General features: G+C 68.8%; 20 protein-coding genes. 5 read left to right on the top strand and 15 right to left on the bottom strand.

Features of this window, described 5'->3' with window-relative positions:
- The first annotated feature begins 6 nt into the window (after positions 1–6).
- Positions 7–921: a GntP family permease gene (locus ML01_RS31285; protein ID WP_371258194.1), complete on the top strand. Its 915-nt coding sequence runs from the start codon at positions 7–9 to the stop codon at positions 919–921.
- 310 nt (positions 922–1,231) lie between these two features.
- Here the strand turns inward: ML01_RS31285 and ML01_RS07950 are convergent, their stop codons facing one another.
- Both ML01_RS07950 and ML01_RS07945 read right to left on the bottom strand, forming a co-directional pair.
- On the bottom strand, positions 1,232–1,516 hold the full coding sequence (locus tag ML01_RS07950; RefSeq protein WP_216819137.1) for a HigA family addiction module antitoxin: 285 nt from the start codon (positions 1,514–1,516) through the stop codon (positions 1,232–1,234).
- Between the two features lie 106 nt (positions 1,517–1,622).
- Positions 1,623–1,904: a type II toxin-antitoxin system RelE/ParE family toxin gene (locus tag ML01_RS07945; protein ID WP_058554864.1), complete on the bottom strand. Its 282-nt coding sequence runs from the start codon at positions 1,902–1,904 to the stop codon at positions 1,623–1,625.
- A 499-nt stretch (positions 1,905–2,403) separates the two neighbouring features.
- On the opposite strand from ML01_RS07945, the gene ML01_RS07940 reads away from it, so the two are divergent.
- The 3 genes from ML01_RS07940 to ML01_RS07930 all read left to right on the top strand — a co-directional run bounded on the left by ML01_RS07940 (position 2,404) and on the right by ML01_RS07930 (position 4,262).
- Positions 2,404–2,670 (top strand): UPF0175 family protein, encoded by a 267-nt coding sequence (locus ML01_RS07940; RefSeq protein WP_058554863.1) that lies wholly within the window; start codon positions 2,404–2,406, stop codon positions 2,668–2,670.
- Positions 2,667–3,137 (top strand): DUF3368 domain-containing protein, encoded by a 471-nt coding sequence (locus ML01_RS07935; protein WP_058554862.1) that lies wholly within the window; start codon positions 2,667–2,669, stop codon positions 3,135–3,137. Before ML01_RS07940 ends, ML01_RS07935 begins: the two co-directional genes overlap by 4 nt.
- Positions 3,138–4,040: 903 nt before the next feature.
- Positions 4,041–4,262 carry a hypothetical protein gene (locus tag ML01_RS07930; RefSeq protein WP_156427604.1) on the top strand — a complete coding sequence of 74 codons (222 nt, stop codon included), beginning with the start codon at positions 4,041–4,043 and terminating at the stop codon, positions 4,260–4,262.
- 90 nt (positions 4,263–4,352) lie between these two features.
- On the opposite strand, the gene ML01_RS07925 is transcribed toward ML01_RS07930, so the two are convergent.
- The 11 genes from ML01_RS07925 to mtnA form a co-directional block, all read right to left on the bottom strand.
- Positions 4,353–5,252: a prephenate dehydrogenase/arogenate dehydrogenase family protein gene (locus ML01_RS07925; RefSeq protein ID WP_058554860.1), complete on the bottom strand. Its 900-nt coding sequence runs from the start codon at positions 5,250–5,252 to the stop codon at positions 4,353–4,355.
- Positions 5,249–6,370: a histidinol-phosphate transaminase gene (gene hisC, locus ML01_RS07920; RefSeq protein ID WP_058554859.1), complete on the bottom strand. Its 1,122-nt coding sequence runs from the start codon at positions 6,368–6,370 to the stop codon at positions 5,249–5,251. Before hisC ends, ML01_RS07925 begins: the two co-directional genes overlap by 4 nt.
- A gap of 264 nt (positions 6,371–6,634) precedes the next feature.
- On the bottom strand, positions 6,635–7,720 hold the full coding sequence (pheA, locus tag ML01_RS07915; protein WP_058554858.1) for a prephenate dehydratase: 1,086 nt from the start codon (positions 7,718–7,720) through the stop codon (positions 6,635–6,637).
- A gap of 22 nt (positions 7,721–7,742) precedes the next feature.
- A complete protein-coding gene (locus tag ML01_RS07910) occupies positions 7,743–8,933 on the bottom strand; it encodes a phosphoglycerate dehydrogenase (RefSeq protein WP_058554857.1) in 1,191 nt (396 codons plus the stop codon).
- Positions 8,934–9,266: 333 nt separating this feature from the next.
- Positions 9,267–10,361 carry a 3-phosphoserine/phosphohydroxythreonine transaminase gene (serC, locus tag ML01_RS07905; protein WP_058554856.1) on the bottom strand — a complete coding sequence of 365 codons (1,095 nt, stop codon included), beginning with the start codon at positions 10,359–10,361 and terminating at the stop codon, positions 9,267–9,269.
- A gap of 109 nt (positions 10,362–10,470) precedes the next feature.
- Positions 10,471–13,134 carry a DNA gyrase subunit A gene (gene gyrA, locus ML01_RS07900; protein ID WP_058554855.1) on the bottom strand — a complete coding sequence of 888 codons (2,664 nt, stop codon included), beginning with the start codon at positions 13,132–13,134 and terminating at the stop codon, positions 10,471–10,473.
- Between the two features lie 255 nt (positions 13,135–13,389).
- Positions 13,390–14,229 carry an S-formylglutathione hydrolase gene (fghA, locus tag ML01_RS07895; RefSeq protein ID WP_058554854.1) on the bottom strand — a complete coding sequence of 280 codons (840 nt, stop codon included), beginning with the start codon at positions 14,227–14,229 and terminating at the stop codon, positions 13,390–13,392.
- Between the two features lie 104 nt (positions 14,230–14,333).
- Positions 14,334–15,443 carry an S-(hydroxymethyl)glutathione dehydrogenase/class III alcohol dehydrogenase gene (locus ML01_RS07890; RefSeq protein ID WP_058554853.1) on the bottom strand — a complete coding sequence of 370 codons (1,110 nt, stop codon included), beginning with the start codon at positions 15,441–15,443 and terminating at the stop codon, positions 14,334–14,336.
- A 139-nt stretch (positions 15,444–15,582) separates the two neighbouring features.
- Entirely contained in the window at positions 15,583–16,149 is a 567-nt protein-coding gene (locus ML01_RS07885; protein WP_254045170.1) for a cupin domain-containing protein, read from the bottom strand.
- 29 nt (positions 16,150–16,178) lie between these two features.
- Positions 16,179–16,538: a TfoX/Sxy family protein gene (locus tag ML01_RS07880; RefSeq protein WP_082674058.1), complete on the bottom strand. Its 360-nt coding sequence runs from the start codon at positions 16,536–16,538 to the stop codon at positions 16,179–16,181.
- Between the two features lie 39 nt (positions 16,539–16,577).
- Positions 16,578–17,639, bottom strand: a complete 1,062-nt coding sequence (mtnA, locus tag ML01_RS07875) for an S-methyl-5-thioribose-1-phosphate isomerase (RefSeq protein WP_058554852.1) — start codon at positions 17,637–17,639, stop codon at positions 16,578–16,580.
- A 398-nt stretch (positions 17,640–18,037) separates the two neighbouring features.
- Between mtnA and ML01_RS07870 the strand changes: the two genes are divergently transcribed.
- On the top strand, positions 18,038–19,351 hold the full coding sequence (locus tag ML01_RS07870; protein WP_058554851.1) for a TRZ/ATZ family hydrolase: 1,314 nt from the start codon (positions 18,038–18,040) through the stop codon (positions 19,349–19,351).
- Between the two features lie 85 nt (positions 19,352–19,436).
- Here ML01_RS07870 and ML01_RS07865 read toward each other — a convergent pair whose 3' ends face one another.
- Both ML01_RS07865 and ML01_RS07860 read right to left on the bottom strand, forming a co-directional pair.
- The gene (locus tag ML01_RS07865; protein ID WP_082674057.1) at positions 19,437–20,324 is read right to left on the bottom strand and encodes a Uma2 family endonuclease; all 888 of its coding nucleotides are present in this window, start codon (positions 20,322–20,324) and stop codon (positions 19,437–19,439) included.
- 75 nt (positions 20,325–20,399) lie between these two features.
- Positions 20,400–21,011, bottom strand: coding sequence for an NAD(P)-dependent oxidoreductase (locus ML01_RS07860; RefSeq protein WP_058554850.1), 612 nt, complete (start codon positions 21,009–21,011; stop codon positions 20,400–20,402).
- Positions 21,012–21,013 lie beyond the last annotated feature (2 nt).

The following is a 21,013-nucleotide window of genomic DNA, read 5'->3' as shown; positions in this document are numbered from 1 at the left end:
GCCGCGGTGATCACGCTGCTGTTCGGGCTCTGGTGGCTGGGCCGCGTGGAGGCCGCGGCGCGTCGGCGCGGCGAGGGCTTCGAGGCGGTGGCGGCCGGTGCCGCCCCGGCGGAGCAGGCACCGGCGCAGGCCGCCGAGGATCTCATCGTGCGCGAGCGCGCGACGGTGACCCGCGAGTTCGACCCGGCGGAGGTTAAGCGCGGCGCCTGCTGCACCGCGCCGCCCGGCATCCTCGTGGCCGTGCTGCCGCTGGTGGTGGTGCTCGCCGTGAACCTGACCATGACGGCGCTGGTGCTGCCGAATCTGGACCTGGGTTTTCTTGCCGAGGAGCGCTTTGGGCCGACGACACCGGCGGCGGTGAGCGGCATCTGGTCGGTCAGCGTCGCGCTGGCCGCGGCGATTCTGGTGCTGGTTGCGCTCAACTATCGCAGGCTCGCGGATATCCGCGCGAGCGTCGATGCCGGCGTCAACGCCTCGGTGCTGCCCATCGTTAGCGTCGCGAGCCTGGTGGGCTTCGGCACTGTCATCGCGGCGCTGCCGGCGTTTCAACTGGTGAGCGACTGGGTGCTCGGCATCCAGGGCGGGCCCTTGGTGTCGCTGGCCGTGTCCACCAACGTGCTGGCGGCGCTGACGGGCTCGGCGTCCGGCGGGCTCACCATCGCGCTGGAGGCGCTCGGCGCGACCTACATGGCGCTGGCCGCGGAGCTTGGCATCGACCCGGCGCTGATGCATCGGGTGTCGGTCATCGGCGCCGGCACGCTCGACATGCTGCCGCACAACGGCGCCGTGGTGACGCTGCTCGCCGTCTGCGGCACCACGCACCGCGAGAGCTATCGCGACATCGTCATGACCTCCATCGTCGGCGCGCTGCTGGCGCTCGCGGCGGTCATCGTGCTCGGGACGCTGTTCGGGTCGTTTTGACCACCCGTGGCGAGTCGAGAGATCGCGGCAGACCGGTCGCCGGCCCTCAACCACGGTCCTGACAGGCTCGGCGCGCCCCGGCCCCCAATGTGGGACGGCGGCGGGCTGGTTGTGGCCGGACTCCGGCGTGGCTCGCCTCCGACTGGGCGTCCGGAGCACGTTGCTCCGCGGACGCCGGATGGCGCGGATCTTGGTCGACCCGCAGCGACCCAGAGCACAGATCGGGGCTTCAGCCGGGGCTGCCCGATGCGTCCCAGTTTCCGCCTGTGTTGGCCGGCAGCCCAGCGCCGAGTCATTGCCGATTGCGCGTCTAGGCTGCAAAGGGCTTAACCTCGGCCGCGATGGTTTGACCCACTGTTCGCGACGCGACTTCCAACTCGTAGTTCTTCTGCAGGTTCAACCAGGACTGTGGCGTGGTGTTGAAATACCGCGCGAGCCGAAGGGCGGTGTCGGCGGTGATCGAACGGGTGCCGTTGAGGATGGCAGTGATCCGGTTTGGTGGGACATGCAGTGCCTTGGCGAGCGCGTTCGCCGACAGGCCAAGCGGCTCCATGAAGTCCTCGCGCAAGATCTCACCCGGCGTGACCGCCGGCATCAGCTCGGCGCCGTCGGCGACGTCGGAGAAGTCGATCTGGGTTAGGTGCTTTCTCTGGATAGTCATAGCTTGTTCGATGCCGTAGACATTTGGGGAGACGCCGGCCTCAGTGGTAGTCCGTCACCTCGACCTCATGGGCATCGGGCGCTTCCCAACGAAAGCAGATGCGCCATTGATCATTGATGCGAATGCTCCACTGGCCCTGACGGTCTCCGCGTAGATGCTCCAGCCGATTCGAAGGTGGCACGCGCAGGAAGTCGAGTGTGTCCGCCGCATCCAGCGCTTGGAGCTTGGCGTAGGCGCGGCGATGGATCTCCGGCGGAACGCGGCGCACCCGACGACCCAAGAACAGGGCAGCGGTTGTCTTGTCAGCGAAGCTCTTGATCACTTCCCGAGGATAGTACGTGTGACGTCTTGCGTACAGCTATTCGTAACGCCCATCAGCGTCGGCAGACAGTTGCAGGACGCTCGCTGTGGTGTGCGGTTGCCATCGGAGCGCACGGCGAGTCGCTGCCGTAGCCCCGAGCGCGTGAATGCCTCCGGAAACGGAGGTGTCCCTGAGGGCGCGAAGCCGTCCCTCCCTCGCCAAACCCGCCGAAGCCCGCAGCGGACCGTCCGCTTATGGCCGGACTGCGGCGCGGCCGACGGCCGGCGTTGCGTCTGAAGTGCCCTCCTCTGCGGACACTGCCCGGCTTAGTCCCCGTCGCCCCTCACCGACCCGCAGCAGCTCGCCACAGCAACCACGAACGCGCGCGCTTGCACCCCTCGCAAGCTCCGCGAGCCGGCGGTCAGCCCCGCCGCTGCGCGTTGACGGCCTATGCTGCCCTCGCTAACCTCCCCTCTGGGGCCAACTACGCCTTGCCCAACCTTGACTGACCGGAGCCGCAATGAATCAGACCGTCGCGATCGATTGTCCCGCCGAGATCCTGCTCAGTCTGCATATGAATGCCGAGGGACTCGGTGACCTTATGAAGGAGGAAACGGCCATTGCGCTGTTTCGACAGGGTCGGCTGTCATCGGGCACGGCCGCGACCTGGCTCGGAATTTCCCGCGTCACATTCCTGCTGCGGGCGATGGAGGCCGGAGCTGTGCTGTTGGAAGACAGCGCCGATGACTTGGCGCGGGAAACATCGCTGTTGGATGATTCGTCGTGATCTTCTGCAATACCACCCCGCTGATCGCACTCTCGGGGATCGGACGACTCGATCTGCTCGCGCGCCTGTTCAGCGTCGTGCATGTCGTGGAGGCGGTGGTCGGCGAATGTGCTGCTGGCGGCCCGGTCGCGGTACCTGATCTGCCGTCGTTGCCCTGGGTCAGGGTCGTTGTCGCCAGCGAGGCTGCACTTCCGGGACTGCTGCTGAGCCTGGACCGGGGCGAGCGAGATACGCTGACCATGGCCAAGCAGCTCGGTGCAGACCGAGTGATAATCGACGAGCGTATCGGTCGCAACATGGCGGAATTGCTTGGGCTGAAGGTGGTTGGGACGCTCGGCGTATTGCTGATGGCGAAGGAACGTGGATTGATCCCTTCGTTTCACGCCGCGGTCACGCAGATGCAGGCGAACGGAATTTTCTATCACCCGACGCTGGTGGAGAAACTACGCCGCCTGGCAGCCGAGTAATCATCCGGGACCATAGGTGCGAGTACGATCGCGCCATGCTCGCCACAATGCGCAGTGCGCCGTCCACGATCGGCCCTTATTTCGTACGGGACTGGATGTGCCGGAACTTGGGCTTGCGGCTTCTAGGCGCAGGCGACGCTTACGTCGGCTTTGGGACGGACTGCGGCGCTGCCTACGGCTCCCGGATGCTGCACCGCTGTCCTCTGCGGACGCCGGGGCTTGAGCACTGCGGCCCATCGCCGTCCCGGAGCAGACTTTGGGCGCTCGGCCATGTCCGTCCGCTCCGTCCGAGCTCTCGTTCAGCGGCGGGCCAGCAGTGCGTGCACGTCAATCCCGCGTCTAGCCCGCGTAGGGCTCAACCTCGGTCTCGATGACCGGACCCACCGTTCGCTTCGCGACCTTAGGGCGCAGCTGACCGCCCGCGCAGCATCTCAAGCACCCTCGCCTCCGGACTTGGCCCTCACCGACCCGGAGCAGGCTTCCGCGGCGTCCGAAGCATGCAACCGCAGCCAAGGCCGCGAACTGCGATCGGGCAGGCGGCCATGTGACGCCGAGCCGGAACAGGTCCGCAGGCGCGAGCGCCCGTCCACTCTGCCGCTCGATGACCAGCGGCAGATCCGGCTCGGTGCCGTGCGCACGCCCGCAGCGACTCCGCCGCTTCGACCCGGCCCCGCAGGCCGTCCTCGTCACCGACACGGGCTGAATGCCGGCCGGCGCGGAACCCGACCATGTGTTCGCGGCGCAGAACCTGAGCCCCGGCGATGGCACCGGGCTCGCCGCGCTCGCGCTCGATTGACCGGACCACTGTCGGCGAAAGCCGTCGAAAGTCAGGACATTCGTCATGGACAATTAGGGAAATGACTATTAGCATTTACTTAAATGCTCACGCACGAGGAGACGACGATGTTCAACTGTCAAACGATGCGCGCCGCGGTTCTGGTCTCGGCCCTGCTGCTCGCAAGCGGCCTTCTGATGGGGCTCTTCGCGGTGGCGGCCCCGCTCACGATGGCCTTCACGCAGCTCGCGCTGCTCTTGGTGCTGGCCGGCGCAGCCGTGCTGACCGCGGCCTTCATCGACGCGCTGTTGCCGGGCGCCGAACAGCGTTTGGATGGCTGCCGGCACTGAGGGCAGGCCTTGGGCAAGGGCCGAGGGCCGAGGGAGCCCTCCTCCGCCCTTGGCCCTCGGCCCTCGGCGTAGGTCTGAGTCGACGCTTCGCTAAGATCGCTCGTTCCGCACGCTGCCGGTGGTGCCCTGGACGCCGTCCACGTACGCGTCCCGCGCGGCCTTGGCTCGGGTGAAGATCTCCAGCAGGTGCGCGTCATCGCCGCGGCGGATGGTATCGGCGAGGTCCGTCATTTCCTCACCGAAACGCGCGAGCATCGCGCTCAAAGCCTCCGCGTTCGCAATGCAGATGTCCCGCCACATGACCGGGCTGCTGGAGGCGATGCGGGTGAAATCGCGAAAGCCGCCGGCGGCGTAGCGGAAGATCTCGGCATTGTCCTGCTGCCGCGCGAGCAGGTCCACAAGCCCAAAGGCGAGCATGTGTGGCAGGTGGCTAGTCGCCGCGAGCACCGCGTCGTGATGCGCGACGTCCATCTCCGTCACCTCGGCACCCGCGGCTTGCCACATGGCGCGGACCTTGTCCACGGCATCGCTGTCGGTCTGCGGCAGCGGCGTCAGGATGACGCGGCGGTTGTGATACAGCTCCGGGAAGGACGCGGCGACACCGCTGTGCTCGGTGCCGGCGATGGGATGCCCGGGCACGAGCCGCGCCGGCACCCGGCCGAAGGCCGCCGCCGCGTCGGCGACCACGCTGCCTTTGACGCTGCCGCCGTCGGTGATGACGGCGTCCTCGCGCAGGCTGCCGTGGATGCGCTCGAAGACGCCGCGCATGGCCCCGAGCGGCACGGCGATGAACACCATGTCCGCGCCCTCCACGGCGACGGCAGGGTCCCGCGTGCAGCCGTCGATGACGCCGAGATCGAACGCCAGCTCCAAGTTCTCTGCCGAGCGCCCGCAGCCGATGATCTCGCCGACGCAGCCGGCGCCGCGCAGCGCCCGGGCCAGCGAGCCGCCGATGAGCCCGACGCCGATGATGGCGAGCCGCTCGATCATGCGGCCGGCTCCGCGAGCACCGCGGCCAGCGCGGCCAGCAGGCGATCGTTCTCGTGCGCCAAGCCGACACTGATGCGCAGGTGATTCGGCAATCCGTAGTTCGCGACGGGCCGGCAGATGACGCCCCGGCGCAGCAGCGCCTGATCCACGAACCCCACCGGCCGGCCTAGGTCCACGGTGACGAAGTTGCAGACGGACGGAATCACGTCGAGCCCTAGCTCGGCGAGCCCCGCCGCCAGCCGCGCCCGCTCGGTGCGGTTGTGTGCGACGGAGCGCGCCACGTGCTCCGCATCGCCTAGCGCCGCAACCGCCGCGGCCTGCGCCGGTGCGTTGACGTTGAAAGGCGCGCGGACGCGGTTCAGCAGCTCGGCGACGGCCGGATGGCTCAGCCCGTAGCCGACCCGCAACGCCGCGAGCCCGTGCACCTTCGCGAAGGTGCGGGTGACGATGAGGTTCGGGCAGTCCGCGAGCCAGGCGCCAGCGTCGGGGTAGTCCGGCGCCTCGACATACTCAAAGTAGGCCTCATCGACGACGGCGATCACGTGCGCCGGCAGCGCGGCGATGAAGGCACGTAGCGGCTCCGCGGCGACCCAGGTGCCGGTGGGGTTGTTCGGGTTCGCGATCCAGACCACCCGCGTGCGCGCGCTGACCAGCGCGGCCATGGCGTCCAGGTCGTGGCCGTAGTCCCGCGCCGGGGCGACCCGCGCGGTGGCCCCGACGGCCTGTGTCGCAATGGGATAGACAGCGAAGGCGTGCTCGGAAAACACCGAATCCAGGCCCGGCCCGAGAAAGGTCCGCGCCACCAGATCCAACACGTCGTTGGAACCGTTGCCGACGGTGACCTGCGCGGCATCAACGCCATGGTGCTCGGCGATGGCGCCGCGCAGCGCAAAGGCGCCGCCGTCCGGATAGCGCGCCAACTCGGCCGCGGCGGCCAGATAGGCCGCCCGCGCCGCCTCCCCGCAGCCGAGCGGGTTCTCGTTCGACGCGAGCTTCACCGCATCGCGGATGCCGAGCTCCCGCTCCAGCTCCGACACAGGCTTGCCCGGGATATACGGCGTCAGCCCGGCGATCTGCGGGGCGGCGAGGTGGAGAAACGGGTGATCGGCGTTGGCCATGGTTATGGGCGAGTACGAAGTACGGAGTCAAGTACGAAGTACGAAGTACGAAGTACGGAGTACGGAGTACGGGGGTGCCGAACGCGAAGCACGGCGCTCACCCCGGAGTACGACTGTGTGGGACGCGAACAGCCAAGCGCGCGCCGACCGCCCCCGTACTTCGTACTCCGTACCCCGTACTCTCGGTACGACTGTGTGGGGCGTGAACAGCCAAGCGCGCGCCGACCGCCCCCGTACTCCGTACTCCGTACTCCGTACTCTCCTTCACAACACCGCCTCCGGATAAGACCCCAGCACCTTGCACAGATTCGCGGCGGACTTGATCTCGACCAGCGCATTGGCGACCTCCGGGTCGCTGCGGTGGCCGCAGACGTCGACGAAGAAGACATAGTCCCACACGCCCTGGCGCGAGGGGCGCGACTCGATGCGGGTCATGCTGATGCCCTTGTCCGCGAACGGCGTCAACAGCCGGTGCAGCCCGCCGGCCTCGTTGCGGCAGGAGAGCAGCAGGCTGGTCTTGTCGCGGCCACTCGGCGGGGCGTCCTCGCGGCCGATGATCAGAAAGCGCGTGGTATTGCCCGGCTCGTCCTCGATGCGCTGCGCGAGGCTCCGCAGCTCATAGAGCTCGGCGGCGGCCTCGCCGGCCACCGCGGCGCAGTCGCCGGCGCGGGAGGCGAGCTTAGCCGCCTCGGCATTGCTACCGACGGCGACGCGCTCCGCGGCCGGCAGGTGCCGATCCAGCCAGCCGCGGCACTGGGCGAGCGACTGCTGATGCGAATAGACCTTGCGGATGGCGCCGATCTCCGTCGCTCGGCTCAAGAGATGATGATGGATGCGCAGCATCACCTCGCCGGCGATCAAGAGCGGCGAGCGCGCGAACATGTCCAGCGTGTGGTTGACGACGCCCTCGGTGCTGTTCTCCACCGGCACGACGCCGAAATCGCAGGAGCCGGCCTCCACCTCGCGGAAAATATCGCCGATGGTCGCGAAGGGCTGCGTACGCACCGAATGACCGAAGTGCTTCAGCGCCGCCGCCTGGGTGAAGGTGCCCTCGGGGCCGAGATACCCCACGAAGAGCGGGCGCTCCAGCGCGAGACAGGCGGACATGATCTCGCGGAACAGCCGCGCGATCTCCTCGTCATCCAGCGGCCCCGGGTTCTGCGCCTTGATGCGGCGCAGGATCTCCGCCTCCCGCTCCGGGCGGTAGTAGTGGGTCGTTTGGCCCGCGGCCTGCTTGATCTTGGCCACCTCGCGGGCGCACTCGGCGCGCTCGGAGATGAGCCGCAGCAGCTCCGCATCGACGGCGTCGATGCGCTCGCGCATGGGGCGGAGCCGGTCGTCGGCGCTCATGGCTGCGCTTCTCGTCCGCCCCTCAGCCCGCCTGAGTGCCTGCCGCGCTGCCGAGGCAGCGCACGGACAGGACACCGTCGATGCCCGCGATGCGCCGGGCCGTCTCTTCCGGGCATGGGTGCTCGACGTCGATCAGCGTGACCGCCAGCTCGCCGCGGGAACGGTTCAGCATGTCCAGAATATTGAGGCCTGCGGCGGCGAGGTCGGTGGAGATCTGGCCCACCATGTTCGGCACGTTGCGGTTCACAACCGCCATGCGGAAACCGCCGTTGCGCGGCAGCACGATCTCCGGAAAATTCACGGAGTTGGTGACGTTGCCGTCTTCAAGGTAGGCGCGCAGTTGGTCCGCCACCATGACGGCGCAGTTGTCCTCCGCCTCGCGCGTGGAGGCGCCGAGATGGGGCAACGTCACTACCCGCGGATGGTCCTTCAGCAGCCGGGACGGGAAGTCGCAGACGTACGCGTAGAGCTTGCCGGCATCGAGCGCCGTCACGGCGGCGTCGTCGTCGATGATGCCGCTGCGCGAGAAGTTCAGCAGCACCGCGCCGTCGCGCATGGTCGCGATGCGCTCGGCGTTGATCATGTGCCGGGTCTGTTCGGTCAGCGGCACGTGAAAGGTGATGAAGTCCGAGCGCGCGACCAGATCATCCACCGACAGCGCGGCCTCCACATCGGCCTGGAGCTTCCAGGCCGCGCGCACCGTGATGCTCGGGTCAAAGCCGATCACCTTCATGCCGAGCGCCCGGGCGGCGTTCGCGACCAGCACACCGATGGCGCCCAGGCCGACGACACCGAGCGTGCGCCCCGGCAGCTCGAAGCCGACGAACTGCTTCTTGCCCGCCTCCACCGCCTGGTTGATGGCGGCGTCGTCGCCCTCCAGGCCGCGCGCGAACTTGGCCGCCTGCGCGATGTTGCGCGCGGCGATCAGCATGCCCGCGAGCACCAGCTCCTTCACCGCGTTGGCGTTGGCGCCGGGGGCGTTGAACACGGCGATGCCGCGCTCGCTCATCTGCGCCACCGGGATGTTGTTGACGCCGGCTCCGGCGCGGCCGATGGCCTTGACCGTATCCGGCAGGGCCATGTCGTGCATCTTTGCCGAGCGCACCAGGATCGCATCCGGGTGCCCCAGCTCCGAGGCGACCTCGTAGCGGTCCCGCGGCAGCCGGTTCAGGCCGGCGACGGAGATGTTGTTGAGGGTTTGGATCTTGAACATTTCAGTGAGTAGCTGGTTGCTGGGGCTAGGGGCTAGGGAGGCAGAGCCTCAGACCGACCAGGGCACGGCGCCTCGTCTTGCGCAGCCCGCTCGTCGGCGCATTGGGCCAAGGGCCAAGGGCCGAGGGCCGAGGCGGGCTCCCTTGGCCCTCGGCCCTCGGCCCTTTTGCCTGCAAGCGCCTTGTCGTCGTGAAACTTGACTCATCTGCAAGCATTCGGCGCCGTCAAGCAATCTAGGGGCTAGGGCCGCGCGCTGGTGCCGAGGCTCTGCCTCGGCACCCGGTCTTGGCGGCGCTGCCGCACTGCCGTTCCAGCCGCGGCCGCGGTTGCGCCGTCAGCCCCGGGTCCGCTCGAACTCGGCCATGTAGGCGATCAGCGCGTCGACGCCCGCCTCCGGCATCGCATTGTAGATGCTCGCGCGCATGCCGCCGACCGATCGATGGCCCTTCAGCGTCAACAGGCCCGCCTGCTTGGCGCCGGCGAGGAAGGCGTCGTCCAGACTCGCATCGGCGAGCGTGAAGGGCACGTTCATCCAGGAGCGGCAGTCCGGCTGCACCGGGTTGGCGTAGAAATCGGAGCCGTCGATGGCCGCGTAGAGCTTGGCGGCCTTGCGCTGGTTGATCTCGGCCATGCCCGCGAGTCCGCCCAGGTCCTTGAGCCATTGGAACACGAGCCCCGCCAGATACCAGGCATAGGTGGGCGGCGTGTTGTACATGGACGCGTTGTCCGCGTGGGTCTTGTAGTCCAGCAGCACCGGCGTGCCGTCGATGGTCTGACCCATGAGGTCGTCACGGATGATGACCAGCGCGAGCCCGGCCGGGCCGATGTTCTTCTGCGCGCCGGCGTAAATGACCCCGAACCGGGACACATCGATGGGGCGTGACAGGATGGTGGAGGACATGTCCGCCACCAGCGGCACGGCGGCCTCCGGCACGTACGGAAACTCGACGCCTTCGATGGTCTCGTTCGGCGTGTAGTGCAGGTAGGCGGCATCGGCGGAGAGGTCAAGCTCCTGCTGCGTCGGTGCGCGCGTGAAGGTGCCGTCCTGCTCGGTGCTCGCGGCGATGTGCACGCTGCCGAAGCGCTTGGCCTCGGATATGGCCTTCTTGGACCAACTGCCGGTCTTGAGATAGTCCGCCTTGCGCTCCGCGGGGCTTGCGCCGCGCAGCAGGTTCATCGGCGCCATCGCGAACTGGAGCGACGCGCCGCCCTGAAGAAACAGCACCTTGTAGCCGTCCGGCACCGCGAGTAGCTCGCGCAGGTCCGCCTCCGCCTGCTGCGCAATGGACATGAACTCCTTGCCGCGATGGCTCATCTCCGCCACGCACATGCCGCTGCCATGCCAGTCGAGCATCTCCTCGCGGGCACGCTCGAGGACGGCCTCCGGCAGCATGGCCGGACCGGCGCTGAAGTTGTAGGGTCTTGGCATCAGGTTCGCTCCGTTCAAGAATTGCGCTCAACAAGGGCCGAGGGAAAAGGCTACCGCATCGGCGTCGGGACCCGCCTTGGCCCTCGGCCCTCGGCCCTCGGCCCTGCAATCAATCGGCGTCGGGTGAGTCGGGCGCACCGTCGGTGTCCGCACCGGCGTCGCCGCCGCCGCCGTCGCCGCTGTCAGCGCCATCATCGTTCTCGTCGTTGTCGCCGTTCTCGGTCTCGTCGCCGTTCAGCGCGACGATCCGCTCGATGCCGGCGAGCTTCTGGCCTTCGCCCAAGTTGATCAGCTTCACGCCCCAGGTGTTGCGGCCGAGGGTGTTGATGCCGTCCACGGACGTGCGCACGAGCGTGCCGGCCTCGGTGATGAGCATGATCTCATCCCCCGGGCGCACAAGCACGGCGCCGACCTGCTCCGCGCTGCGCTCGCCGATGCGCATGGAGATGACACCCTTGGTGCCGCGGCCCTTGGTCGGGAACTCCTCCACCGGCGTGCGCTTGCCGTAGCCGTTGGCGCCCACCGTGAGCACCGCGCCGGGCTCGGCGACGAGCAGCGAGATGACCCGCTGGCCTTCCTCCAGCCAGATGCCGCGCACGCCGTGCGCCGTGCGGCCCATGGAGCGAACCTCGGACTCGTTGAAGCGCACGGCCTTGCCGGCGCTCGAAAACAGCATCATGTCCTGGCGCCCGTCGGTGATGGCCACGCCGATCAGGTGCTCGTCCTCGTGCAAGTCGATGGCGATGATGCCGCGGGTGAGCGGGCGCGAGAATTCCTGGATGGGCGTCTTCTTGACCGTGCCCTTGCTGGTGGCCATGAAGACGAAGCTGCCCTCCGCGTACTCCGGCACCGGCAGCGTCGCGTTGATGCGCTCGCCGTCTTCGAGCGGCAGCAGGTTGACGATGGGCCGCCCGCGGGCGCCGTAGCTGGACTGCGGCAGCTCGTAGACCTTGAGCCAGTAGACCTTGCCCTGGCTCGAGAAGCACAGCACCGTGTCGTGGCTGTTGGCGACGAAAATGCGGTCGATGAAGTCCTGATCCTTGGTGCTGACGGCGCTGCGGCCCTTGCCGCCGCGGCGCTGCGCCTGGTACTCCGAGAGCGGCTGCGCCTTCACGTAGCCGGCGTGGGACATGGTCACCACCACGTCCTCCGGCGCGATCAGATCCAATAGGGTCAGATCGTTTTGATCTTCGACGATCTCGGTGCGGCGCGCATCGCCGTACTGCTCGCGGATGGCCGTCAGCTCGTCGCGGATCACCTGCATGAGCCGGTCGGGGTTGCGCAGGATGCCGAGCAGCTCCGCGATCTTGCCGAGGATCTCCTCGTATTCCTTGACGATCTTGTCCTGCTCCAGGCCGGTCAGGCGCTGCAACTGCAGGTCGAGGATGGCGCGCGCCTGGCGCTCGCTCAGCCGGTAGCGGCCGGCGTCGTCGCCCTCGCCGATGAGGCCGAAGCTCGCGGTCAGATCATCGGGGCGGGTGTCTTCGGCCCCGGCGCGCGCCAGCATGCCGGCAACGGCACCGGGCGGCCAGGTGCGCCCCATCAGCCCCTCGCGCGCCGCCGCAGGGCTCTCCGAGGCCTTGATCAGCGCAATGACCTCGTCGATGTTGGCCAGCGCGACCGTGTAACCCTCCAGCAGGTGGGCACGATCGCGCGCCTTGCGCAGCTCGTAGATGGTGCGCCGCGTGACGACGTCGCGCCGATGCCGCAGGAAGTACTCCAGCATCAGCTTTAGCGTCAGCGTGCGCGGCTGGCCGTCCACCAGCGCCACCATGTTGATGCCGAACACTGTCTGCATGTTCGTGTGCTGATACAGGTTGTTCAGCACCACATCGGGGTAGTGGTCGCGCTTGATCTCGATGACCATGCGCATGCCGTCCTTGTCGGACTCATCGCGCAGCTCCGCGATGCCCTCGAGCTTCTTCTCCTTGACCAGCTCGGCGATCTTCTCCAGCAGCCGCGCCTTGTTCACCTGGTAGGGCAGCTCGGTGACGATGATCGCCTCGCGGTTGCTGCGCTTGTCCGTCTCGGTGTGGCTGCGGGCACGCAGTTGCACGCGACCGCGGCCGGTGCGGTAGCCCTCGCGGATGCCGCGGATGCCGTTGATGATGGCCGCCGTCGGGAAGTCCGGCCCCGGCACCAGCTCCATCAGCCGCTCGATCGTGACCAGCGGGTCGTCGATGACGGCCAGGCAGGCGTCGATGATCTCGCGCAGGTTGTGCGGCGGGATGTTGGTCGCCATGCCGACCGCGATGCCGGAGGAGCCGTTGACCAGCAGGTTCGGGTAGCGCGCCGGCAGGACCAGCGGCTCCTGCTCGGACTCGTCGTAGTTCGGCGCGAAGTCGACGGTTTCCTTGTCGAGGTCATCGAGGAGCGTGTGTGCGATGCGCGCCATGCGCACTTCCGTGTAGCGCATCGCCGCCGGCGAATCGCCATCGACGGAGCCGAAGTTGCCCTGCCCGTCCACGAGCATGTAACGCATCGAGAACGGCTGCGCCATCCGAACGATGGTGTCGTACACCGCCGTGTCGCCATGCGGGTGATACTTGCCGATGACGTCGCCGACAACGCGGGCGGACTTCTTGTAGGGCTTGTTCCAGTCGTTGCCGAGCTCGTGCATCGCGAACAGCACGCGGCGATGCACGGGCTTGAGGCCATCGCGCACGTCCGGCAGTGCACGACCCACGATGACGCTCATCGCGTAGTCGAGATACGACTGGCGCATCTCGTCTTCGAGCCGGACAGGCAGGACTTCTCGGGCGAAATCTGGCATAGGCGGGTATCGTCAGCAGGTCCGTTGCCGGACGCGGGAAAGCAGCCACGCGGCGGCGCCGCGGGACACCCGGCGCACCGATCTCAAGAGCCCGCGCCGGGCCTTAAAAAAGTCCGTAAGAATAGCACGGTCAGTGGGCCGGCAGGCGGCCCGCACGCCTTTGCACGACCTTTGTACGCCCAGCGAGTCGGCGACTTCCGTCAGCAGCAGGTCATCCACATCCGGGCAGGGGTGCGCGGGTTGGCGCCGCGGCTTCTATGCGGCGAATGCGTCGGCGTGATGGGCCAGGTGCTCGCCGATGAAGCTGGCGATGAAGTGGTAGCTGTGGTCGTAGCCGGGCTGCATGCGGAGCTGGAGCGGCTGACCGTGCTCGCGGCAGGCGGCTTCAAGCGCGTCGGGATGGAGCTGGTCGGCGAGGAATTCGTCGTCGGTGCCCTGATCGATGAGCGGGGTGCCGGGGAAGCGCTTGCCGGCGCGCACCAGCAGCGTGGCGTCGTAGTCGGCCCAGGCGGCGCAGTCCTGGCCCAGATAGGCGCCGAAGCAGCCCTCGCCCCAGCCGACGGCGGACGGGTTGCAGATGGGCGCGAAGGCGGATACCGCTCGGTACAGCTCGGGCCGTCGCAGCGCGGCCACCAGCGCGCCGTGGCCGCCCATGGAGTGCCCGGTGATGGACCGGAGCCCCGGCAGCAGCGGCAGCTCGTGCTCCAGGAGCGCCGGCAGCTCGTCGGTAACGTAGTCGAACATGCGGTAGTGCGCGGCCCAAGGCGGCTCGGTGGCGTTCACGTAGAAGCCGGCGCCTTGGCCCAAGTCGTAGCGCTCCGGCGCGTCGGGCACGCCGTCGCCGCGGGGGCTGGTGTCCGGCATGACCAGCGCAAGCCCGAGCTCGGCGGCATAGCGCTGTGCGCCGGCCTTGATCCGCACGTTGTCGTCGGTGCAGGTGAGTCCGGACAGGTAGTACACCGCCGGCACCGGCCCCAGTGACGCCGCCGGCGGCAGGTACACCGACAGCGTCATCAGGCAGTTGCAGGCCTCGGAGGCGTGGCGGTAGCGATTGAGCCAGCCGCCGAATTCCTTGATGTGCTCGATCTGCTGCATGTGTCTTCTCGCTGGATGTCCGAGCGAAGGACCGAGGACCGAGCGAGCGCTCCTCGGCGCTCGGCGCTCGGCCCTCAGTTCATGAGGCTGTGTCTCGCCAGGCGTCAAAACAGAATCACCGACCGAATGCTCTCCCCCGCATGCATCAGGTCGAATGCCCGGTTGATGTCCGCAAGCGGCATGGTATGCGTGACCATGCGATCCACCTCGATCTCCCCGGCGAGGTACTGCTCGACATAGCCCGGCAGTTGGCTGCGGCCCTTGACGCCGCCGAAGGCCGTGCCCTTCCAGGTGCGGCCGGTGACGAGCTGAAACGGCCGGGTGCTGATCTCCTGCCCGGCGCCGGCGACGCCGATGATGGTCGCCACGCCCCAGCCCATGTGGCAGCACTCCAGCGCCTCGCGCATGACATCGACGTTGCCGATGCACTCGAAGCTGTAGTCGACACCGCCTCGGGTCATCTCGACAATGGCCTCCTTGAGGCCGGTGCCGAGCGTCAGCGGGTTGACGGTGTCGGTGGCACCGAGCGCCCGGGCCATCTCGAACTTATCCGGGTTGACGTCGATGGCGATGATCCGCGCGGCCTTGGCCATCACCGCGCCCTGGATCACCGACAGCCCGATGCCGCCGAGCCCGAACACAGCCACCGTCGAGCCCGGCTCCACCTTCGCGGTGTTCAGCACGGCGCCGATGCCGGTGGTGATGCCGCAGCCGAGCAGGCAGACCTTGTCCAGCGGTGCCGCCTTGTTGATCTTCGCGAGCGCGATCTCGGGCACGACGGTGTACTCGCTGAAGGTCGAGCAGCCCATGTAGTGGAAGATCGGCTTGCCGTTGTGCGAGAAGCGCCGCGTGCCGTCCGGCATGTAGCCGGTCCAGACCGTGCTCGCGATGGACTGGCAGAGGTTGGTCTTGGGGGAGTGGCAGTACTCGCACTCGCCGCACTCCGGGATGTACAGCGGGATCACGTGGTCGCCGGGCGCGAGGCCCTGCACGCCCGGCCCGCACTCCACCACCTCGCAGCCGCCCTCGTGCCCGAGCACGCACGGAAAGGCGCCCTCGGGGTCATCGCCGGACAGCGTGAAGGCGTCCGTGTGGCAGACGCCGGAGGCGACGGTGCGCAGCAGCACCTCGCCCGCCTGCGGGCCTTCGACGTCGATCTCCTCGATGGCCAGCGGCTGACCGGGCTCCCAGGCGACGGCGGCACGGGCTTTCATGGGCGGGCTCCTGCTGATGGTGTGCGGCGGCGCAGGTGTTGCGCGGCGCTATCTGATCGTTGTCGTTGAACCGAGGGCCGAGGGCCGAGGCCCGAGGAGGGCTCCCTTGGCCCTCGGCCCTCGGCCCTCGGCCCTTCCGTCAGGGCTTTGCCGGCTGCGGCGCTCCGCCTACCCCCGGATCATAAGGGATCACATGCTCCTGCTCGTTCGGATCATTGCGCGCGACGATGGCCCGGGCCGGCTCGGTCTGGCTCAGGTTCACGGGCTGGTGCGGCACGTCCGGCGGGATGAACAGAAAGTCGCCCGCCTCGTTGATGACGGACTTCGACAAGCCCGGCCCGTAGCGGGTCTCGACCCGGCCCTCCAGCAGGTAGATGGCGCTCTCGTAGCCGGCGTGGGTGTGCGGCTCCGCGGCGCCGCCGGGCGGGATGACCACGATGTTCATGGACAAGCCCGTCGCGCCCGCCGTCTCGCCAGAGATGCCGACGAACTGCGTGAGCCGCTGCTTGGACAGGATCTCCTCCGGGGAGGAGACGACGACGATGTCCTGCGCGGCGGCGCCGGCCTGCGGCGCGGCTGCCGGTGAGGCGGCGGCCTCGTCGTGATCGTGCGCCCGCAGCGGGCCTGCCGCGAGCATGAGCGCGATCGACAAGCCGATGCCGACCGGCCCCAACCCATCCGCGAGACGATGTGTTCGATGACCCATTGTCGCTGCCCTCTGTTGCGGTTGGGGGGCTACTTCGCCTTGCCGGCCGCCGCACGGCGGGCCGCGGCGAGCGCCCCATCCACCCAAGGTTGGAGCGCCGCGGCGTCCTCCAAGGCATCGGCGGGCGGCGGATAGTAGGCCATGCTCGCGCTGCGGCCGTCTTTGCGGGCGTAGCTGAAGGGCGCGAGGCCCGCGGCCTCGAAGTCCGGCCGGTTGTGTGCGTCCGCTTTCAGGTACAACGCATCGTCGGCCACCAGCGCGAAGAACAGCTCACCGGCGTAGAGGCCGACGCCGCCGAACATGCGCTTGGCGGCGAGCGGCGCGTCCGCCGGCAGCCGTTCCGCGAGCAGCTCGCGGACGAAGTCGAGATAGGCATCGCTGGTGGTCATGCTGGAGGCTCCGTTGGGCCTGTCGCCGAGGGCCGGGCCTCAGGCCGGGCCCATCAGCGCCCGCATCTTCTCGGCATCCGGCTGCTGCACGACGCCGCGCTCGGTGACGATGCAGTCCACCAGCGCCGCCGGGGTCACGTCGAACACCGGGTTGTGGGCGCCGACGCCCGCCGGGCCGATGCGCTTGCCGCCGCAGGCCAGCACCTCGTCCGGGCTGCGCTCCTCGATGGGGATCTCCGCCCCGCTGGCGATGCTCATGTCGATGGTGGAGGTCGGCGCGGCGACCATGAAGCCGACGCCGTGATGGCGCGCCAGCACGGCAAGCCCGTAGGTGCCGATCTTGTTGCAGACATCGCCGTTGGCGGCGATGCGATCCGAGCCGACGACGACCCAGCCGACCCGGCCGCGGGCCATCAGGCTGGCGGCGACGTTGTCCGACTGCACGGTGACGGGGATGCCGGACTGCGCGAGCTCCCAGGCCGTAAGCCGGCTGCCCTGCAGCCAGGGCCGCGTCTCGTCCGCATAGACCATGCGCACCTTGCCGGCGGCGAAGGCGCTGCGCACGACGCCGAGCGCCGTGCCGTAGCCGCCGGTGGCGAGCGCGCCGGCGTTGCAGTGGGTGATGATGTCGGTCGGTCCCTGGATCAGCGCAGCACCGAAGTCGCCCATTGCGCGGTTCGCGGCCACGTCTTCCAGATGAATGGTCTTGGCCTCGGCGAGCAGCGCCGGCACCGGATCGGCGGCGTCGAGTACCGCCATGACGCGGCGCATGCGCTCCAGCGCCCAGAACAGGTTCACCGCCGTCGGCCGGCTCGCGGCCAGCAGCTCGATGTCCGCACCGACGCCGTCGCGCCAGCTCGCGGGCTCGGCCCGGACCCTGTCGCGGGCCGCGAGCACGACGCCATAGGCCGCCGTGATGCCGATGGCGGGCGCCCCGCGCACCACCATGTCGGTGATGGCCCGGGCCGTCTCCGCGGCGCTGTTCAGCGCGACAAAGACGGTCTCGGCCGGCAGGATGCGCTGATCGAGCAGATAAAGCCGGTCGTCGTGCCAGACGACGGCGTTGTCGGGGTGGATGGCGAGGGGGTTCGGCGTGTTCATTGGCTGTGGCGGCAAGGGCAAAGTGGAGCGTGGGCGGCATTCTTGACCGCCGGCGGCCCCGGCTCAAGCGCTGGATGCCGGCGCCCCGGGTGCGCCGACTTCAGTCGGCCCCGGGGGCGGGCGACTTCAGTCGCCCGTGCCGCACGCCGCAGCGGACTGAAGTCCGCCGGACCCGGAGCCGGATATATCCGGCGTACCCGGGGCCGGATGAATCCGGCGTACCCGGGGGCCGGATGAATCCGGCGTACCCGAGGGGCCGGATGAATCCGGCGTACCCAGACGACCCCGGGCGCATCCGCCTTTGCGTGCTCGGCGCCGTTGCGCTAGAACGGCCACCTCCCCGCGCGGCCATCAGGCCGCACCCCCAGCCTCCCACCAACGCGGACGCATCAAAGCCCATGCAGACAGAGCTCCTGATCCACGCCGACTGGGTGCTGCCCGTGGACGCCGACGACAGCACCCTCGCACAGCACAGCCTCGCCGTCGCCGACGGCCGCATCGCCGCCCTGCTGCCGCGGGCAGAGGCCGAGGCGCAGATCTCGGCCGCGAAGGTGCTGGACCTGCCCGGCCACGTGCTGATTCCGGGGCTCGTCAACGCCCACACCCACTCGCCGATGACGCTCTTGCGCGGGCTCGCGGACGACCTGCCGCTGATGACCTGGCTGCACGAGCACATCTGGCCCGCCGAGGGGCGCTGGGTGGATCAGGAATTCGTCGCCGACGGCACGCGGCTCGCGGCGCTGGAGATGCTGCGCGGCGGCATCACCTGCTTCAACGACATGTACTTCCATGCCGAGGTCACGGCGCGCGTCTGTGCCGAGGCTGGTATGCGCCTGCTGGCCGGCATGATCGTCGTGGACTTTCCGACCCGCTACGCCGCCGACGCCGATGAGTACCTGCGTCGCGGCCTGGAGCTCTTCGAGCACTACCGCGACCACTCGCTGGTGCGCCCGGCCTTCGCGCCGCACAGCACCTACGCCGTCTCGGAGGCGGCGCTGGCGCGGGTGCGCACGCTCGCCGACGAGCTGGATGTGCAGGTGCACATCCACCTGCACGAGACCCGCGACGAGGTGCTGCAGGTGCTGCGCGAGCACGGCGAGCGCCCCATCGCGCGGCTCGACCGGCTCGGGCTGCTCGGCCCGCAGCTCATCGCCGTGCACATGACCCAGCTCGAGGACGAGGAGATCCGGCGCTTTGCCGAGACCGGCGCCCACGTCGTGCACTGCCCGGAGTCGAACCTCAAGCTCGCGAGCGGCTTCTGCCCCGTCTACGACCTCCTCGCCGCGGGCGTCAACGTCGCGCTCGGCACCGACGGCGCCGCCAGCAACAACGATCTCAACCTGTTCGGCGAGATGCGCACCGCGGCGCTGCTGGCCAAGGGCGTCGCCGGCCGCGCCGGCGCCGTGCCGGCGGAGCAAGCGCTGCGCATGGCGACGCTGAGCGGCGCCCGGGCGCTCGGGCTCGATGCCGAGATCGGCTCGCTTGAGATTGGCAAGGCCGCAGACATCGTCGCCGTGGACCTCGCCGACCCGCACACGCAGCCGCTGTATCACCCCTGCTCGCAGCTCGTCTACGCCGCCAGCAGCCATCAGGTGCGGCATGTGTGGATTCGTGGACGCCAAGTGCTGCGCGACGGCGCGCCACTGACGCTCGACCCGGAGGCGATCATCAGCGCGGCGCGGGGTTGGCGGGAGCGGATTGCGCAGGGGTAGGCGAATCGAAACCAGCTATGAAATCAAGCGCGTGGACAGCGATTTCTTCGCCGAAGAGTGACTACACCGATCCGCGGGAGCCGGCTCATTCTCCGCCCTGCCCCAATTGCGCCCGCAGTCGCGCCAGCTCCGCTTCGGCGGCCTCGGCGCGGCGGGTTTCCTCGGCGAGCCGCTGCCGTGCGGCTTGCGCCTCGGCCTTGGCGGCTTCGGCTTCGGCCTGCACGGCTTGGGCGTGGGCCTCCGCGGCGTCGGCCTTCGACTGCGCCGCGTCGGCATTAGCCTGCGCGATTTCGTCGTGGGTCAGCAGCAGGTTGCCGTCGGCGTCCCACCAGCGCAGCCAGCGGGTCTCGACCCAGCGGAAGTTGCCGTCCCACCAGCCCAGGGTGAGGTTCAGCCGCGGGCTCGGGATGCGGCCCGGTCCGGTGGGGCTGATGGGCTGGTAGCGGCCATCGACGAGGCTGAATCCGGCGAAGTCCTCCGGCGCCCAGGGGTCGAACCAGAAGTACTCGGCGACACGCAGGCGGTCTTGGTAGATCTGCTTCTTCTCGACCTTGTCCACGTGGTGGCTGGTTTTCGAGACCAGCTCGATGATCACGTCCGGCGCCTTGCCCTCCTGCCAGATCACCCAGCTCTTGCGCTCGCGGGGCGAGACACCCAAGGCGACGAAGACGTCGGGGCCGCGGAAGTCCTTGCCGCGCAGTTGCTCCTCGCTGAAGTACAGGAACATGTTGCCGCCGACGAAGCAGTCGCCGCGCGCGTGCGCCCAGGGCAGCAGGGCGTTGATCAGGAGATCCATCTGCAGGCGGTGGCGCCAGGTCTCCATCGGCTCTCCGTCGTCGCTCGGCAGGTCGTCCTCGGTGGGAAGCTGCGGCACGTCGCCGAGGACGGCCCCATCCGGGCCGAACGCCAAGCGTTCAAGGTCGTCCTCGGTGGGCAAGCGCGGCGGGGCAACATCGTGCGCAACATCGTGCATGGCTTCGGTCCCGGTCGGAGCGGGTTGCCGCATTGCAGCAGCGGGTTGCGCGGGGGTCAAGCCGGCGCTGCGCGGTCAACTGATGGACGGCGCCTGGCGGACGCAGCCGTCGTCGGCGAGCTGCCTCAGCACGTATTCGGCCACGTCGGCACGCGCAACGCGCCCCGCCTTGATGGACTTGTCGGTGCCGGCTCGGTAGTTGCCGGTGCGCGGGCCATCGGTGAGGCCGCCGGGGCGGACGATGGTCCAGTCCGTGTCGCTCGCCATGATGAGGCGTTCCTGTGCTTCTTTGGCCTGCATAATGCGCTTGAGCGTCAGGTTCATGATGACGCGGAAGGCGAGGTTGATCTGCTCGATGCTGTCGCCGACGCCCATGGAGCTGACGGCGATGAGACGCTTGACGCCGTGCTTGGCCATCGCGGCTAGGATGCGCTCGGTGCCGGGGGCCTCGACGGGCTCGTTGCCGGGCCTGGTGCCGAGCACGCAGATCACGGCGTCGGTGCCCTCGACGCAGGCATCGGCGGCGGCCTGATCGAGCACATCGCCGGGGATGACGGTGAGGCCGTCGCGGGGCACGAGCTTGGACGGGTCGCGCGCCAGGGCCTTGACTTCGTGACCCGCCGCGAGTGCCTGCTCCAGCACCTCGCGGCCCGTGCCGCCGGTCGCACCGAATAACGCGATATGCATGG

The sequence above is a fragment of the Thiohalocapsa sp. ML1 genome, assembly GCF_001469165.1.
In the GTDB taxonomy this organism is placed as follows: domain Bacteria; phylum Pseudomonadota; class Gammaproteobacteria; order Chromatiales; family Chromatiaceae; genus Thiohalocapsa.
The sequence above is the reverse complement of the archived record's forward strand: the minus strand, read 5'-3'. Positions and strand labels throughout refer to the sequence as shown.

Bases quoted from the DNA above. Each gene is read 5' to 3' on its own strand.
- ML01_RS07870 (WP_058554851.1), top strand. From the start codon at position 18,038: ATGCAGACAGAGCTCCTGATCCACGCCGACTGGGTGCTGCCCGTGGAC.
- serC (WP_058554856.1), bottom strand. From the start codon at position 10,361: ATGCCAAGACCCTACAACTTCAGCGCCGGTCCGGCCATGCTGCCGGAG.
- pheA (WP_058554858.1), bottom strand. From the start codon at position 7,720: ATGAGCGCCGACGACCGGCTCCGCCCCATGCGCGAGCGCATCGACGCC.
- ML01_RS07860 (WP_058554850.1), bottom strand. From the start codon at position 21,011: ATGCATATCGCGTTATTCGGTGCGACCGGCGGCACGGGCCGCGAGGTG.
- ML01_RS07890 (WP_058554853.1), bottom strand. From the start codon at position 15,443: ATGAAAGCCCGTGCCGCCGTCGCCTGGGAGCCCGGTCAGCCGCTGGCC.
- mtnA (WP_058554852.1), bottom strand. From the start codon at position 17,639: ATGAACACGCCGAACCCCCTCGCCATCCACCCCGACAACGCCGTCGTC.
- ML01_RS07885 (WP_254045170.1), bottom strand. From the start codon at position 16,149: ATGGGTCATCGAACACATCGTCTCGCGGATGGGTTGGGGCCGGTCGGC.
- fghA (WP_058554854.1), bottom strand. From the start codon at position 14,229: ATGCAGCAGATCGAGCACATCAAGGAATTCGGCGGCTGGCTCAATCGC.
- ML01_RS07950 (WP_216819137.1), bottom strand. From the start codon at position 1,516: ATGCCGGCGGTCACGCCGGGTGAGATCTTGCGCGAGGACTTCATGGAG.
- ML01_RS07910 (WP_058554857.1), bottom strand. From the start codon at position 8,933: ATGTTCAAGATCCAAACCCTCAACAACATCTCCGTCGCCGGCCTGAAC.
- gyrA (WP_058554855.1), bottom strand. From the start codon at position 13,134: ATGCCAGATTTCGCCCGAGAAGTCCTGCCTGTCCGGCTCGAAGACGAG.
- ML01_RS07930 (WP_156427604.1), top strand. From the start codon at position 4,041: ATGTTCAACTGTCAAACGATGCGCGCCGCGGTTCTGGTCTCGGCCCTG.
- ML01_RS07880 (WP_082674058.1), bottom strand. From the start codon at position 16,538: ATGACCACCAGCGATGCCTATCTCGACTTCGTCCGCGAGCTGCTCGCG.
- hisC (WP_058554859.1), bottom strand. From the start codon at position 6,370: ATGGCCAACGCCGATCACCCGTTTCTCCACCTCGCCGCCCCGCAGATC.
- ML01_RS07865 (WP_082674057.1), bottom strand. From the start codon at position 20,324: ATGCACGATGTTGCGCACGATGTTGCCCCGCCGCGCTTGCCCACCGAG.
- ML01_RS07940 (WP_058554863.1), top strand. From the start codon at position 2,404: ATGAATCAGACCGTCGCGATCGATTGTCCCGCCGAGATCCTGCTCAGT.
- ML01_RS07925 (WP_058554860.1), bottom strand. From the start codon at position 5,252: ATGATCGAGCGGCTCGCCATCATCGGCGTCGGGCTCATCGGCGGCTCG.